Annotated in this window: 13 protein-coding genes; 12 read left to right on the forward strand and 1 reads right to left on the reverse strand. The window is 21.2% G+C overall.

The window, feature by feature from the left end; genetic code table 11:
- Window positions 1–41 precede the first annotated feature (41 nt).
- The 12 genes from tsaD to Q2306_RS01565 all read left to right on the forward strand — a co-directional run bounded on the left by tsaD (window position 42) and on the right by Q2306_RS01565 (window position 15,390).
- Entirely contained in the window at window positions 42–1,043 is a 1,002-nt protein-coding gene (gene tsaD, locus Q2306_RS01510; RefSeq protein ID WP_323847547.1) for a tRNA (adenosine(37)-N6)-threonylcarbamoyltransferase complex transferase subunit TsaD, read from the forward strand.
- A gap of 48 nt (window positions 1,044–1,091) precedes the next feature.
- Window positions 1,092–2,720: a glutamine--tRNA ligase gene (gene glnS / locus Q2306_RS01515; protein WP_323847548.1), complete on the forward strand. Its 1,629-nt coding sequence runs from the start codon at window positions 1,092–1,094 to the stop codon at window positions 2,718–2,720.
- Window positions 2,721–2,736: 16 nt separating this feature from the next.
- Window positions 2,737–3,828: a DUF2130 domain-containing protein gene (locus Q2306_RS01520; RefSeq protein ID WP_323847549.1), complete on the forward strand. Its 1,092-nt coding sequence runs from the start codon at window positions 2,737–2,739 to the stop codon at window positions 3,826–3,828.
- A gap of 834 nt (window positions 3,829–4,662) precedes the next feature.
- Window positions 4,663–5,352, forward strand: coding sequence for a hypothetical protein (locus Q2306_RS01525; protein WP_323847550.1), 690 nt, complete (start codon window positions 4,663–4,665; stop codon window positions 5,350–5,352).
- Between the two features lie 667 nt (window positions 5,353–6,019).
- Window positions 6,020–7,426 (forward strand): hypothetical protein, encoded by a 1,407-nt coding sequence (locus Q2306_RS01530; RefSeq protein ID WP_323847551.1) that lies wholly within the window; start codon window positions 6,020–6,022, stop codon window positions 7,424–7,426.
- A gap of 772 nt (window positions 7,427–8,198) precedes the next feature.
- Window positions 8,199–8,912 carry a sigma-70 family RNA polymerase sigma factor gene (locus Q2306_RS01535; protein WP_323847552.1) on the forward strand — a complete coding sequence of 238 codons (714 nt, stop codon included), beginning with the start codon at window positions 8,199–8,201 and terminating at the stop codon, window positions 8,910–8,912.
- 255 nt (window positions 8,913–9,167) lie between these two features.
- Window positions 9,168–9,665 (forward strand): hypothetical protein, encoded by a 498-nt coding sequence (locus Q2306_RS01540; RefSeq protein WP_323847553.1) that lies wholly within the window; start codon window positions 9,168–9,170, stop codon window positions 9,663–9,665.
- Between the two features lie 242 nt (window positions 9,666–9,907).
- On the forward strand, window positions 9,908–10,417 hold the full coding sequence (locus tag Q2306_RS01545; protein WP_323847554.1) for a hypothetical protein: 510 nt from the start codon (window positions 9,908–9,910) through the stop codon (window positions 10,415–10,417).
- A 241-nt stretch (window positions 10,418–10,658) separates the two neighbouring features.
- On the forward strand, window positions 10,659–11,279 hold the full coding sequence (locus Q2306_RS01550; protein WP_323847555.1) for a hypothetical protein: 621 nt from the start codon (window positions 10,659–10,661) through the stop codon (window positions 11,277–11,279).
- A 75-nt stretch (window positions 11,280–11,354) separates the two neighbouring features.
- Window positions 11,355–12,734 carry an ATP-binding protein gene (locus Q2306_RS01555; protein WP_323847556.1) on the forward strand — a complete coding sequence of 460 codons (1,380 nt, stop codon included), beginning with the start codon at window positions 11,355–11,357 and terminating at the stop codon, window positions 12,732–12,734.
- A 48-nt stretch (window positions 12,735–12,782) separates the two neighbouring features.
- Window positions 12,783–14,423: a hypothetical protein gene (locus Q2306_RS01560; protein ID WP_323847557.1), complete on the forward strand. Its 1,641-nt coding sequence runs from the start codon at window positions 12,783–12,785 to the stop codon at window positions 14,421–14,423.
- Window positions 14,424–14,508: 85 nt separating this feature from the next.
- Entirely contained in the window at window positions 14,509–15,390 is an 882-nt protein-coding gene (locus tag Q2306_RS01565) for a hypothetical protein (RefSeq protein ID WP_323847558.1), read from the forward strand.
- Between the two features lie 196 nt (window positions 15,391–15,586).
- Here the strand turns inward: Q2306_RS01565 and Q2306_RS01570 are convergent, their stop codons facing one another.
- A complete protein-coding gene (locus Q2306_RS01570; RefSeq protein ID WP_323847559.1) occupies window positions 15,587–16,549 on the reverse strand; it encodes an IS3 family transposase in 963 nt (320 codons plus the stop codon).
- Window positions 16,550–16,728 lie beyond the last annotated feature (179 nt).

The following is a 16,728-nucleotide window of genomic DNA, read 5'->3' on the forward strand; positions in this document are numbered from 1 at the left end:
TTTTGGACTAAAAAAATAAGAAATTAGGTTTTTGTATTATTATGATTATTTTATCGATTGAAACTAGTTGTGATGAAACAAGTATTGCGGTTACTGAAAATGGTAAAAAAATTTTATCTAATATTATTTTTTCACAAATAAAATACCATCAACAATTTGGTGGTGTAGTGCCAGAATTAGCTTCACGTAAACATTTAGAAGTTATTACTTTTGTTTTAAAACAATCTTTAAAAAAAGCTAATATTACTCCTCAAGAAATTGATTTGGTTGCAGTTACACAAGGGCCAGGTTTAATTGGTTCTTTGTTTGCTGGAATTAATTTCGCGAATACATTTGCTTATGTTCATGATAAACCTTTAATAGGAGTTAATCATTTAATAGGGCATATATATGCTGCTCAAATAGAAAACGAAATAAAATTTCCTTCTTTAGTTCTTTTAGTTTCAGGCGGTCATACCGAATTATTTTATCTAAAAAAACACTTTCAAATTGAAAAATTAGGTCATACTTTAGACGATGCTGTTGGCGAAGTTTATGATAAAATTGCTAGAAGTTTAAAATTAGGTTATCCTGGTGGAATTATTATTGAAAAATTAGCTTTGAAAGGGCAAGATGTTTGTTCTTTTACGCGACCTTATTTAAACAATAAAAATTTAAATTTTAGTTTTTCTGGTTTAAAAAGTCAAGTTATTAATTTTATTGATAAAAAAAAGAATAATTTAGAATTACATATGAAGGATATTTGTGCTTCTTTTCAAAATAGTATAATAGATGTTTTAATAAATAAAACTAAAAAAGCTTTAGCTTTGTGTTTTGCTAAACAATTAATAATTGTAGGCGGTGTAGCTTCTAACCAATTTTTAAAAAAACAATTTCAAAATACTTTTCAAAATTTAGAATTAGTAGTTCCTTCACCGCATTATTGCACTGATCAAGCGGCTATGATTGGCATCGCTGCTTATTATCAAAATCTTTTGAGTTTCCCTAAAGGAAAAAAACAATATAATTTAACAGCAGTTCCTGATTTGTCTTTATTTTTTTAATAACTGCAAAATATAAAATATATTTTTATTAGCGAGGAAATTAATTTAATGTCTCAATTATGTAAAGAATCAAATTTTATTAAAAGTATTATTAAAAAAGATTTAAAAGAAAAAAAATATACAAAAATAATTACTCGTTTTCCTCCCGAACCTAATGGTTTTCTTCATTTAGGGCATGCTCGAGCTATTATTATTAATTTTGAATTAGCAAAATTTTTTAATGGCCAAACTTATTTAAGATATGACGATACCAATCCTAATGTAGAAGAACAAAAATATGTAGATTTTATTTTAAAAGATATTCGATGGTTAGGTTATCAACCAGATAAAATTTGTTTTGCTTCTGATTATTTTGAAGAAATTTTTGAAAGAGCAATTGTATTAATAAAAAAAGGCTTAGCTTTTGTAGATGATTTTAGTCCAGAAGAAATCAAAGGACAAAGAGGAGATTTACTACGACCAGGTAAAAATTCTCCTTATCGCGAACGAACGGTAGAAGAGAATTTAGATTTATTTTTAAAAATGAAAGAAGGCATTTTTCCAGAAGGAACTAAAGTTTTAAGAGCTAAAATTGATATGGCTAGTCCTAATATTAATCTAAGAGATCCTGTTTTGTATAAAATTTTGAACGCTTATACTTTTAAAAAAAAACATTATTTTATTTTTCCTTTATATGATTTTGCTCACCCTTTAGAAGATTCTATCGAAGGTATTAGCCATTCTTTGTGTTCTTTAGAATTTGAAAACCATCGCCCTTTATACGAATGGGTCTTAAAAGAAACTGAAACAAAACATATTCCTACTCAAATAGAATTTGGGCGTCTTAATATTAATAAAACAGTTTTAAGTAAAAAAAGTTTAAAATTTTTAGTTAATTCTGGTTTAGTTAGTGGTTGGGACGATCCTAGAATGCCTACTTTAAGGGGTTTGAAAAATAGAGGTTATACACCAAAATCTATTAAAAAATTTATTTGGGAAATTGGCTTGTCCAAAAATAATTCTCATATTAATCAAGAAATGTTAGAATCTTTTGTTCGAGAAGATTTACAAAATAAAGCAAAAAAAATAATGGTTGTTAGCGATCCTTTAAAAATAACTATTATTAATTATCCAGATAATCAAATAGAATTTCGTGATATTCCTTATCATAACAAGATTGAATTAGGAATGAGAAAAGTTTTTTTTTCTAAACATCTTTATATTGAAAGAAAAGATTTTCAAATTGAAAAATCAGATTCTAAATCTAAAAAATTTTTCTTAAATGGTGAAATTAGATTGTTTTATTTTTATTTTATTAAAGCTGTTGAAGTTATTAAAAATAAACAAGGCGAAATTATTGAAATTTTAGCTACTTACGATCCTAAGACTAAAAGTGGTACTAATTTTAAAGAAAGAAAACCTAATGGTACTATTCATTTTGTAGAAATTAATACAGCAAAAAAAATTATTATAAATTTTTATCAAACGCTTTTTAATAAAGATAATCCCCAAAATTTAGAGATCGATTTTAACCATTCTTCTTTAGAAATAAAAGAGAGTTTTATTGAAGGTGGAATAAAAAATATTCAAAAGAATGAAAAATTTCAATTCATCCGTAAAGGTTATTTTTCTTATGTTGATAGAGAAACTAAAATACCACATTTTAATGAAATTATTTCTTTAAAAAAAATTAAATAAAGAAAAAAATAAAAATATGAAAAAAATAAAAAGTTTAATTAAAAATTCATATGAATTAGAATTACAAGAAGATGGTCATAAAGGGGATATCATCGATCTTAAAGAATGTTTAGAATTAAATTTAACTTTATTACAACAAAAATTACATCAAGATGAGATACAACAAGAAATAACAAAAACTAAAGAACAATATGAACAAAAAATAAAAGATTTACATAATCAACAAGAATTATTATTGATTAAAACAATAATGGAATTAGAAAATAAAAAAAATAATACAATTAATGAATTAAAACATGAAATTACTAAACTTACATTAACCAGAACCGGTTATAATGTTAAATTAATAGGTGAACATTTAGAAAAATGGTGTAATAACGAAGTACAAAATCAATTGTTAATTGCTGATGATATTTCTTGGTATAAAGATAATCAAATTATCCAAAATAGTAAAGGCGATTTTGTTTATAAATTACATTATGATGAAAATAAAAAAGAAAATGAGCTTTTAACTTCAGCTCTTTTAGAAGTTAAATCAGAAGCTAAAACTTTAGACAATGTTAGAAAACAGAAAAACGAACAATTTTTTAAAAAATTAGATAAAGATCGTAATAATAAAAATTTAGAATTTGCTATTTTGGTTAGTGAATTAGAATATGATAAAGAAAATGATGCTCCAGTTCGTAAAGTCTATGAATATCCTAATATGTTTATTATTCGACCTCCTTATTTAGTTATTTTTTTAAACATTATCACTGCTTTAGGCCGCAAACATAAAGAATTAATTTTAACTCTTTCTGAAAAAAAACAAGAATTTTGTCAAGAAAAAGAAATAGAAGAAAAATTTAACAAAATGAAAGAACAAATTTTAAATAATGCGTTTACTAAAATCAAAAATAATTTGTTGAAAATTTCTGAAGAAAACGAAAAAATTAAACAAATATCTCGATCTTTAAATAATTCTTGTTACCGTATTCAAGAAAAAATTCAAATAATTATTGCAGAACATTTAGAAACTGTATTTAATCAAATTAAAAATTTTAAAATAACACATATTATTAAAAAAATTAAAAAAATTAATCATTTAAATAAACAAAAGAGATCTTAAAAACATGTCTCTTTTTATTTAAATTATTAGTAGTTATTTTAATAATTTTATTGTATCTATGTATTTTAGATAACTATTTAAATTTAAAAAATATATTTTACTTTAGAAAGAAATCAAAATGTATACTAATCAATTAAAAAAAACGAATAATAATAAATTAAACATAATTTATTGCAATTATTGAGGTTTTACAAAAGTTTAGAAACTTTTGACTTTTTCAAATTCTTTAAGACTGGCTATTCAAGTTAGTCTTTTTTTATTAAGCTGGAGTGCTCTTAAAAACCGAACCGATAGAAAGTCACAATTTTTTCTAAAAATAATTTTTAGAAATCAAAATTGTTTATTAAAATATTTTTTTAATAACATAAAAAATAATTTTTTTAACAATTAAAATTTTTAAATTATTAAAATTAAAAAATGTTTTTTTTTTTTTTTGTAGTATTATATTAATAATAAATAATTTGAATTTATTTTGTGCGAAATAATTAATATTGAATTTAGTTTTAGTTCAAATATATATATGAATACTACATATGTCTAAAGATAAGTAAGTTTTTTAATTATTTCATTTTAAGATTTTTAAATATTAGTAAAGTTTTTAAAATTTTTTAAAATAAAAAAAGAAGTTTTAAATACGAATGAAACACTTTCTGCAAAATCTTATTTATTTAAATATTATCTTTTTTTATTTTTATTACTAGTCTCTCGAATACTGTATAATAATAATAATACTCACGGATAAATCTTTAAATATGTTAAATATGTTGTAAATGCGAAATAAATTTAAATATTTATAAAAGTTTAAAATATAAATAAAAAGGATTATAAAAAACAATGAAATTCAAAATAAAAGATAAATTATTGATTTTATCGGCAATTGTTATTTGTTTGTTTTGTTTAATTATGTTTATAAAAGCCAATAATGTTAGAGATACGGATTATAAAAAACATTTAGACTACGAAGCTGATTTCCAAACTGAATCACCTCTTTTTGCGGTTACAAAAAAACAAATTAGCGGTTTAAATAGAAAGCTTATACCAAAAAGTTTATCTACAACAGTAGATGATGACTCAAATTATGTTAATTCGATATCATTCGAACAAGCGGCAAACATAAATGGAAAAAATATTAAACTTAATAGCGGCGATGTATTTTTAAAAATAGAATTTTACAACTATGAAATGCAAAAAGACTTAATGAAGTGGTTTGATATACAAATCTATATGTATGATGAAACAAGTGCAGCATATTTAACTGAATTAAAAATGAATAAAATAAATGGAATATATCAGTTTAGCGAAAATAAATATCCAAAAATAGAATTAGATAACAAAACAGGCGATGGTAATCTAAAATTTAAATGTATAGTTACACAAACGCAACCAATAAAAGGTAATTTAAGCGAACATATAACACAAAGTTTAAAAAATTCACAATTAAAGTTTGTTAAGAGTTATCAATTGGTAGACTCAAAAGGTAATTCCATTGATGATAAAATAAATACTTTGGTGGATCAACAATAAAATATTATTAACAAGTAACAAATTAATATAATAAAGTTAATAATTTGAATTCAATAACAAAGTTATTATTAAGTATTTATTGTTAGCATTTTTATAAAAAAATTCTTTATAAGTTAATTCAAAAAATATAATTCCAAAATATGCAGAAAAAATGGAATTATTAAAAGATAAAAAATTGATACTCATTTGAAACAAATTCAAAAATTATAATAGTCAAATAAAACATACCAATAAAAATAAGATAATAATAATTTTAAACAATTAGATGTTAAAAAAAAGCTAACACAACTTTAAAAATCAATACTGAACGGGTAAATATTTAATAAAAAAATAATTTTAAAATTTTAATTTTTTTATTAAATTACTTTTTTTCGATAGAATAGCAAAATAGTGGTGTAATTCCGTTTTTGACAACAGATTAAGATTTTTTATGAAGACGTTCGATATACTTTTCTTTTATAAACGCTTAAATAAATAAGTTATGCAGTCTATAGAGATAAATGTATACATTTTTTTAAAATGTAAACTTGGTTAAAAGTATTTTTCTAATAAATATTATATAAATAATTTTAATACATTTATTAAATAAAATAAATATTATATTTCTTGACAAAAAATATTGTCAATATTTTTTTATTTAATAAATTATATGAAAGTAGATTATATCTTGAAAATAAAATTTTGTAAAAAAGTTTTATTAATTATTTACTGTTTAATTGTTATCTTATTTAAAAATTTTAAAATTTTAGCTCATAATTATTTTTATGTTGCACAGTCGTCATACGAAATTCCAATTGCTAACTTCGAAGAATATCAACAAGAATGGTTAAGAAATGAATTGATAACAAAACCTTACAAAATATATAATATAAATGTTCATGATATCATAACTAATTTTAATAATTTTAATATTGATAAGATGGAATATTATAAATGGTTTAACAATAAACAATTGAATGAACTGATGATGGAAGAAAATGCTTATTCTAAAACAAACCCATTAGTATGTTATTTTCAATATAGAGATAATCCTTTCGATATCAAATGCCCTACTAATATTAATGAATACCAATCGCAAAAACTACTAGACAATCAAATAGCTATTAAAAAGTTATTTATATTTTATGATAAAGAAGAAGTGACAACAAATATTGATATTAATATTAATACGATGTTAATCAATGTGAAACATTTGGAGGATGAATCGCAAAGAATAAAAGATGAATTTTTAACACAACAACAAATAAGTCAAAAGAATAAGTTAGAAGAATCATTAAATAATACAAATGTATTAAATATAAATATATTGCCAATAAAAGAGTTTATTTATGAGCAAACAATTAAAGTCGAAAAACAAAGAAATTCATATGTTGAAAAATTAACCAGTACATTCATAGAAAAATCACAAGTCGATTTTAAAGATATAAAGGATTTATTAAACATAATAGAAAAGTCATTATTATACAATATACTTCAAAAGAATAATAAAGATTTTTATCATTTAGAGTTTAAAAATTATAATAAAAAACAAATAACATACTTGCTTTGTGATTCTAATACACCTCAAGAAGATATTGATCAGTTTATGAGAAGCAAAAAATTAGTCCCTAAAAAGGCAATAACAATAGATAACACAATAACAACAATATTAGAAACTGAAGATACAAATTATACAATTCGTTGTACAAAAATCCAAAACATATTAAATGATGATTATGAGCAAAAGTTAAACGAATTAAAAAAAAAGACGGTTATTAAATCAGATGTACAATTGAATACATTAAAATATGTTGATACAAATATATTTATAAAAAATAAAGAAAAAATTAAAACTACAGAAACTAATAACTTTTTAACAAATTATGTTAAACAAGAAGCTGTCTTATATGATTACAATGGTAATGAATATACTTATATTAAAACAACAAAAACTATATTTTGGGTCAACATTGCAATTACTTATATATTTAAGTTCAATGAAAAACAAAAAGACATATTATTTCTTGAATTTAAAAGAAATAACTCCGAACTAAGTTTTGAACAACCTACGAAACCACCTAACTTAAATATTTAGATAAAGCAGAAAACAAAATTAATTTATAATTTCGCTATTAATTCATAATCTTTTTTAATTAAATTTAAGTAATAAAAAAGTCTGGTCAATAAAACTTGTCAACAATTATACAAATCAAAAGGATTAAATAACAAATATTCGTTTTTATCGATATTTTAATCATATCTTGTTTTTTAACAAAATCTAATCTATATTTTTTATTTTGAAATATTTTGTTAAATAAAAGTTTATATTTGATTAATTGGTTTTAAACTAGGATAAAATAAAGACGCTTCTTTATAATTGAATGACCAAAATTTTTCTTTTAAAAATTACAAGATTATATATAAAGTTTTATGATATTAATCTTATTATATTCATGGTGTTATCTGTCGAAAAGTTTACAAATACACAAAAAAGAGTTCAAAGATCATTTAATTATCAATACTAATCATTTCACAAAATTATTTCTCTCTATAAGACTTCAAAGTCCTTATGACTTTCGAAGTCTTTTTTATTCGTCTGAAGTGTTCTTGAAAACGAAACGATAGTAAGCCCCAATTTATTCTAAAAGAAATCAAAATTGTTTATTAATTATTTTTATATTAACATAAAAAATATTTTTTTAAATTGTAAAATTAAAAAATAATTAAAATATTAAAAATAAAATAACAAAAGGTATCATATCTAAATGCATCCTATATATTAAACACTTTTAAATTTCGTTTTTATTTATGTTTTTTAAATTTTTTATAAAGATAATAAATAAAAAATAAAGGAAAAATAATTATATATGGGTGTTAATATAAAAAATTATTTAGGTATAGAAAATAAAATTAACGAATTATTTTTTATTTACGATAAAGATAATAAAAAAAATTATTTTATCCGAGAACAAATATTTTTATTATTTTATAAAAATATAATTTGTCGTATTGTTAGTAAATTAAAATATTATCCTAGATGTTTAGAGAAAATTGATTTAATTCATGAAGGAATTTTGATTATGGATGATATATTATTGAATTATGTTTATACAAAATATAAATGTGATTTTGTAACCTTTGCTAAAGGGAAAATTAAACAAAAAATTGATAAATTAATTCGTTTAAGTCATTATCCTTCCACTCCTATAAGAGTTTATAATAAAAATAAAAAAAATAAAAGACCAAATCAAGATATTGAACTGTTTTCTTCGAATGAAAATATAGAAAATAGAATAGTCACAAAATATGAATATGAACCTTATTTTCCTAAAATGCTGAATCCTCATCAAGAATATATAAAAAAACTTAATTTTGAAATATTTTTACATAAAATGCACAAAAAATTGAATAAAATGGAATATCAAGTTTTAATGTATAGTTATGGAATTCCAAAAACAATTATTAATAATATATATTATGGATGTTTTTTGGCGGATTTTGAAATATCCTCAAGATTAAACATAACAAGAAAACAAATTTATAAATATAGAGAAAAAGCCATTTTAAAATTAAAAACATAATAGATAATAAAATTATTTTATAAATTTTTATTAATAATTTGTTTAAAAACAAATTATTTTATTTTTATTATGACCTGAGCAAGTCTTAAAACTACTTATATTTAAACGAATTCGTTAATAAATATTTTTTGTTTTTAAGAAAAGTAAAAAAGTTATCAAAAATTAATTTTTATAAAGTTTTTTGTTTAATTTTAGATTCGAAAAATTATTAATTTGTTGCGCAACTACAAATTAAAAAAATAAGGAGTTCTCGAAATGGAACAAAAAGAAAATAAAGAAAAAGGAACCATATTTAAAAATCCAGAAATATTAGCTAAAAATTTAAATTCAACTATAATGCAAGTTATTGTTTTTGTTTTAGTTTTTCATATTTACAAAGAATGGGATTTAGAACAAATTAAAAATTTAAATGTTTCTTTTTTATTTTTCTTAAAAAATTTTATTGCTTGTCATTATCAAATAATTTTATTAAATAAGTATCGTAATAATTTCAAAACATTGAATAAGACAAATAATTTACTGCAAGAAGAATGTAATTCTTTATACTTAAGAATTAAAGAAAAAGTTTTAAATGATGATAAAACTCAAGAACAAATATTTAATGAATTAGAAAAGGAATATCAAGATATATTAAAGGAAGATACTAATAAACTTATTTCAGAATTTATTGCTCAAACATTGATAAATCACTCGACTAATAATTCGTTTCAAGAAAAAGTTGATGATTCAAAAGAATCTCCTAAAAATGAATAATTTTTAAAATTGTAATAAAAAGTAATGAATAAAAAATTTAATTATTTTTTATTTAATCGACCAAAGAGATTAAACATTATGTTTAATCTCTTTTTTATATTCTTTTTGATTGTTTTAATGAAATGTTATAAAAAAATTTCAACGAAGAAATAACAACATTGAAATGATTTACATTCATTATTTCAATTATAAAATAAAAAAAATATAAAAAATATAAAAAATATAAAAAAAGGAAATGAAATATGATTTTTCAAGATAAAACAAAAATTTTAAAAATCTTTGGTCCTATTTTGTTATTTATTATTTTATCTTTAGTTGCTTTATTTTCCGTTATTTACCCTGAACAAAGCCAAGATTTTATAGATAAGGAATTATTAGAAAATTCAAATCCAAATTTTAATGATTTATCTCATGGTTCACACAAATCCATTGATTTAACTCAAGTACATAACGAATTACAAGAAATAATACAACAACAACAAAAAGACATTCAATCTAAAGAAGAAGAAATTAGTTTTTTGAATAATTTGATTCTTAATAATGATAATTACGATGATGAAAATAATTTTCAACCCAAATTAGATTTATTTACTTTAGATAAAGAAAAAAAAGATTTAGAAAATAAAATAAACCACTTAGAAATTTCATTGACAACTTCTGAACAATTAAATTCTGTATTAAAGGATAAAATTATATTTTTAGAACAACAGTTGAATGATGAATTTTATTTAAAAGATACACAACAAGAATAAATTAATTTGTTAAAAGAAGAAAATAAAAAAATATTAAATGACCTGAATAATTATAAACAAAAATATTAAGAATAATTTTATCATGAAATAAATAAGTTAATAAAATATAAATTATTTTTTTAATAAAAATTTATTGATTTAATTTTCATTTTTTGAAAGTGTCATAACTTAATTAAATATTTAGACATTTTTCGTTCAAGTTGTACATGAGAAAAAGAATAAAGAGAAGGTTTTAATATTTATGATCAAAAAACAAAATAAATTCAAATTTTTCATTTTATTTTTAATTATAACTATTTTATTTTCTTTATTAGCGACATCGATTTATTTTTTTCAAAGAAAAACGGAAGAAATTCGATTAGAACATGATTTTCCTACTTTTGAGATAGAACTTATAGGTGGTAATCATCAAAATAAATATCTTATTCCGATTTCTATTCCTAATTTAAATAAAGACAAATACGAACATTTGATAAATATAGAACATAAAGCTATTTTACATTCTAAATCTACAGAAATAAAAGAAATTTTGTTTTTAAAAATTACACTTTCTTTGGAATCGCCTAATATTACATTCGAAAATAGAAATAATTTTTTTGCTTTTCAATTTCTTGTAACAGATGCAAATAAACAAAAACAAATTTATTCTGATGATGATAGACCTTGTTATGTACATATGCAGCCGAACAATACACAAACAATTATTATTAATACTCAATTACAACAAAAAGATATTTTGACTTCTAATCATCCTAAACTTTATTTAATTTATGATTATGAATTAGTAGATAAACAAGGAAAATCAATTACAGGTGGAACTAATATTGTTACGAATAGAATCACTAATGTCGCAAATAATTAATTGTTAATGTTTTGATAAAAAATAATCAAATGCAATATTTTTTTAAAAATAAAAAGACTTTTTAAAGTTAAAAAAGTGTTAGAAAATAGAGGTTACGCGTTGAAAGAACAAGTAAATAAAATTCAATCATCAAACAAAATATTTTTTCTTTTTGTTTTTATTTTAATCTTTGTAATTTCAATTTTTTATATTTGGGTTCATCATAAAGCTATTACTGAAAATGAACATAAAATTCAACAAATAGAAAAAAACAATATTTCTATAAGTGATAAATTAAAACAAATTGAAAAAAATATGAAAGAACAACAAATAAATCAAGAAAGAACGAAGACAGGATTACAATCTGATAATTCATTTGATAAAAACAAATTTTATAATAAAAATAAAGATATTTTGTTAGAAAGTGATAATTTTATAGCACAAGATTTTAAAAAATTTCCAACTTTTGAAAAATTAGTGGGTTTGAATGAATCTAAATCAGCAGCTAAAGGTTTTATTAATTTTTTTCAAAATAAAAAAGCTTTTGAGGATAGAGGAAAAGTAATTGTACCTAAAGGTTTAATGATGTACGGAACTCCTGGTTGTGGTAAAACTGTTTTTGCAGGTTCTATTGCAAGAGAAACGGAATTACCTTTTATTGAGGTATCTTGTTCTATTTTTGCTCAAGAATTTGTAGGTAGAGCGCCTAAAATGGTAACGGAATTATTTGACTTAGCTAGAGAAGTAGCTTATCAAAATAATAAAGGAGCAATAATCTTTTTAGATGAATGCGAAAATATTTTTTTAAATATTGATAGTTTAAAACCAGGTTCTGAAATTGCTAATGTTGTTAATGAATTTAAAATTCAATTAGAACCAAAAGAAGGAAAACATGATTTAGATAAACCTATTTTTGTTATAGGGGCTACCAACCATATGGACGGTATAGAACCTGCTATTTTATCGCGTTTTACTCATCGTATTGAATTAAAACCAGGTAATAAAGCGGAACGAAAAATTCAATTGAATAATATTTTACAAAGAAATCAATTTCCTATTACGATAGAAGCTAAGAAATATTTACTAGAAACAATTAATGATGCATTAGAATATTTACCGCCACAATACGAAAAAAAAATTGATGGAACCGTAGTAGAAATTTCAATGGAAAAAAATTATAAAAAAGCTTATCGTGTTTTAGAAAATTTGGTAAAAGAAGCTAGTTTAAAATCCATTGATCGCGAAATAATAAATCTACAAGAAAACACAAAATGTTCTCATCCTAATCATGAAGAGCGTTTTGGAAATAATAGAATTTTCGCTAATAATAATTTATTGAAACAAAAAACTGATTTTCATATTTTAGAAAATTGTTGCGAATGTAAAGCGATTAATGTTGAAGATTTGAAAAAATCTTATCAAATAATAATGGATGAATCATGTAAATCTTTAGAAAAAGCGGAAAATAAAAATTAATATTTTATTAATAATGTTTGACAAAATATAATTAAAAGGAAGACAAAAATGTTATCACCTTTCGGTTTAATTAGTGGTTTTACAAATGTTAAATTATATTTGACATTATTTTTTATGGGCATACTTATTTTTTTTATTTTTTGGATAATTAAAAAATTTAGTGGTCATCAAAGTTCCATGAAAGAAAATATAATTTATTTTTCTATTTTAATAGGGGCTTTATTTTTAATTTGGTTATTTATTTTGAAAAAAGAACCTATAACTAAAAATTATGATAAATTAATTGGAGAAGTTAATCAAGCTGTTAATAAATATGATGATATTTGCAATAAATATAAAGGATTAGCTTCTAATTGGGAGCAAGAATTAAAAGATGCTGAAAATGAATTAAAAAGAATTGCTGAAATGCAAGAAATTACTGAAGCTGAAAAAGCTAAAATTCAATCCATAATAGAACAAAATGAAGAAAACATTATTAATATAAAAGCACAATTAATTAATATTCATGGGGAGATATTGATTGAAAAAGGAAAATTAAAAGATTTAGAAAAAGAAAAAGAAAAAATTGAAAGCGAAATTAAACAAAAAGAAAAAGAAGTGTTGAAAGAAAAAAATGAACAAAAAAAAGAAAAATTATATTTCGAAATCGATCGACTAAGACAAAAACATATTCAAATAGTTGAGGAAATAACAAATACAAAAATAAAAATTAAAAAATTAGAAACAGCAGAAAACGCATTAATTAAACAATTAAAAATAGTAGAAGAATTTAAACAAAATTTAATAAAATCTATGAACGATTTAAATCTAGAATTAAAAAAAATAGCTTCTTATATTATTACAATAGAAGATAAAAAACGCGAAATACAGAAAAATATAGATGAAACAAAAACACAAATAGACAAAATTCAAATAGAATGTGAAGCTTATCGTAATTTTAAATCTATTTTATTAGTGCTTAGACAAAACGCGGAAGCCTGGGAAAGATCAAATTCATTTTCTTTAAATAATATATCTAAACTTTTTTTTAAAGCTTTTGAAACAGTAACGGATGTTTTGACTGTGAATATGAGATTTCGTATTTTTCAAGATAAAGTAGTTTTTGATAAAGATTCTAATTCACAAATAAGTAAATTATCAATAAATTTATCTAAAAATCACCCTATATCTATTATAGTTGATAGTTTGATTCAAAAAAAAGGCGAAGACCCTAAAATGATAAGCACCGAAATGTTAAAAATTTATATGGAGGACATTAATAAAGAATTAGAAAGATTAGAAAAAGAATATAAAATACAAGAAAATAAATATATGGAATATAAATCACAAAATAATAATAATAAAATTATTCAAGAAATTAGAGATTTTAAGATAAAAACAATTAAAGAGGATAATATGATTATGGGAGATTATAGCAAATGGATAGGTGAATATGAAAAATTAATAGGTGAATTAGGTCAAAAAAAAGATGAATTTATAGAAAAAGAAAATCATTTAAATAAAATTGATAATTTAGACAAACAAAAATATAGAATTGAAGAAAATATTGAAGCCAAAGAAATAGAATACACTGAATTACAACAACAAAATCCTAGTTATAACAAAATTCAAGAAAAACTTCTGGATAGAAAAAATAAGAAAACTGGCATAAAAGTTCCTCATTTTGAAATACAAAGAGTAAATAATTAATTATTTTTACAATCAAGTTTAATAAAAAAAATAAATATTTTTTATATGGGATAAAAAAATTGATATACGAAAAGGATTATACCCAATGATTTTAAATAAAATAAAAATTTTTATTATAATTTTGTTTTATTTCGTTATTATTATTTTTGTTAAATTTATTTTTGCATGGGGTTATTTTCATGTTCGTTTGGGCGATGATTTAAATCAAAGTCAATATCAAATTCAAATTATGGATACGAACGAACTTGCTTATGAATGGTTAAGAAATGAATGTCCTACTCAGATATACAATATAAATATTCAAGATTGTGAAAGTATGAAACTTTTTTTAAAAGAATATAAATATTTAGATACAAATTTAAACAATAATGTGCCTGGTTATAATAGTTTCAAACAAACACAATTAAATTATATTTCTTTAAAAGAACCTCCCAAAGGGTTATTAGGCGTTTATATTATTCCTAGAGAAAATCCTTTTCAAATAAAATATTCTAATAAACAATATTCTAATACATTATCTGAATTGTTAAATGATAATAAGATTTCGATGAAAGAAATTTATTGTTTTTGGGATGTTAAAGAGAAACATAGAGAACAAGATGTTAAAATTCATCATATTGTATTAAATATTCGATCACATGAAATAGAAAATTGTATAAATAATTATTTAGATTCAAAAAATATTTTTAGAAGTAATAGGAATGTTCGAACGGGTTGTTATAATATGACCCAAAAATCTGGACTTATAATCCCCTTACCTCATTATAGTTATTATAATATACAAGCGGTGACAAATATTTATTTTGATGATGGTATTCGTATTATGGACATTAATAAAGGTAATATCCACGATCTTTTGAATATGGCCAATGGAGCTAAAAATATTTATATTTTTAGTTTAATAATATTCGAACCATTCTTGCTTCATAATGAGGACTTTCTTCGTCCTTTTGAAAGAGCAAGATAAAATGATTCATTCAGATAACGATTTTAAAATGGATTATACAAGTTAAAACAAATTATGATTTGTAAAATTTTGAAAGAAATAATATTATATATAATAGTTTTTATTTATATGTTAGTTGTTTTTTGATTTTTAAAATTTAAGTAATATTAATAGCAAAATAAATTGAAATTTTTTGAATCCAATTTATTTTATTTTTTTAAAAATTTTTAAATTTTAAATATTGGAAAGGCGATTTATAATTAAATTTGGCGAATATCCAATGTTTATTATAATAATTAATAAAATTTTTAATTTTTTTATTTAATGTTTTTAAATTTTCTGTATAGAAATTAGGTTTGTTTTCTTTTAAATAACCTTTTAAAGTTCCAAAGTAAGATTCTATCATTGCATTATCATTAGGAAAAGCTTTTCTTGAAATACTAATCAAAAAACCTTTTTTTTTGAGATATTTTTTAAATTGAATATTTTGATAAACACTGCCTTGATCTGAATGCATAATACAAGGTTCTTTTAATTTTGGCAATTTTTTAAAAGTTTTTTTTACTAATTCTAAATTTGGGTTTTCACTTATTTCAGATGATAAAATTTGATTATTAAAACCATCTATTATAACTGACAACCATAATTTACCATTTTGAGTCGGAAAACAAGTTAAATCGGTATATATTTTTTGTAAAGGTTTATCGGCTTTAAAATTAAAATTAATCAAATTAGACTTTTGTTCTATTTTGTTATAAAAACTTTTTTTATTATAAGGTTTTCTATATGTCATGAGCCATTTATTTATACGCATAATATTTAATACTTTTTTATTGTTCACTATTTCTTTATAAGTTCGAAAATAAAGTATTGTTATTTTTCTATATCCGAAAGAATATTGATTTTGTTTACATAATTTTCCTATTCTTTTGGTAATTATCTTATATTTAGATTCTCTTTTTTCTTTTATAGGTTTAACTTTTTTCCAATAGTAATATGAATTTCGATTTATTTTTAATAATTTTAAAATATCTTTAATTTTAAAATATTTTTTGTAAAATTTAATTAAAACAAAAATTAATTCTCTAAAATTAGGTTTTTGATAGTTAATAACTAATTGTAATAATTCAATTTCTTTTTGTCTTATAATTTCTTTTTTTTGTATTTCATATTTTTTCATATTTTTATTTTTCCTATTTTTAATTTGATTTTATAAAAAGAGAGAAAAATTTTGTAGAATTATTTTATATAAGTGAATATTATTTTGTAGAAAAAACTAAAAATAAATTTTATTGGGGATTTTTTTATTTTTGTTCGCATATATATAGTGAAAGATAATATTTCAATTGAATTATTTAT

The organism is Phytoplasma sp. (assembly GCF_035187685.1).
Classification (GTDB): domain Bacteria; phylum Bacillota_I; class Bacilli_A; order Acholeplasmatales; family Acholeplasmataceae; genus Phytoplasma.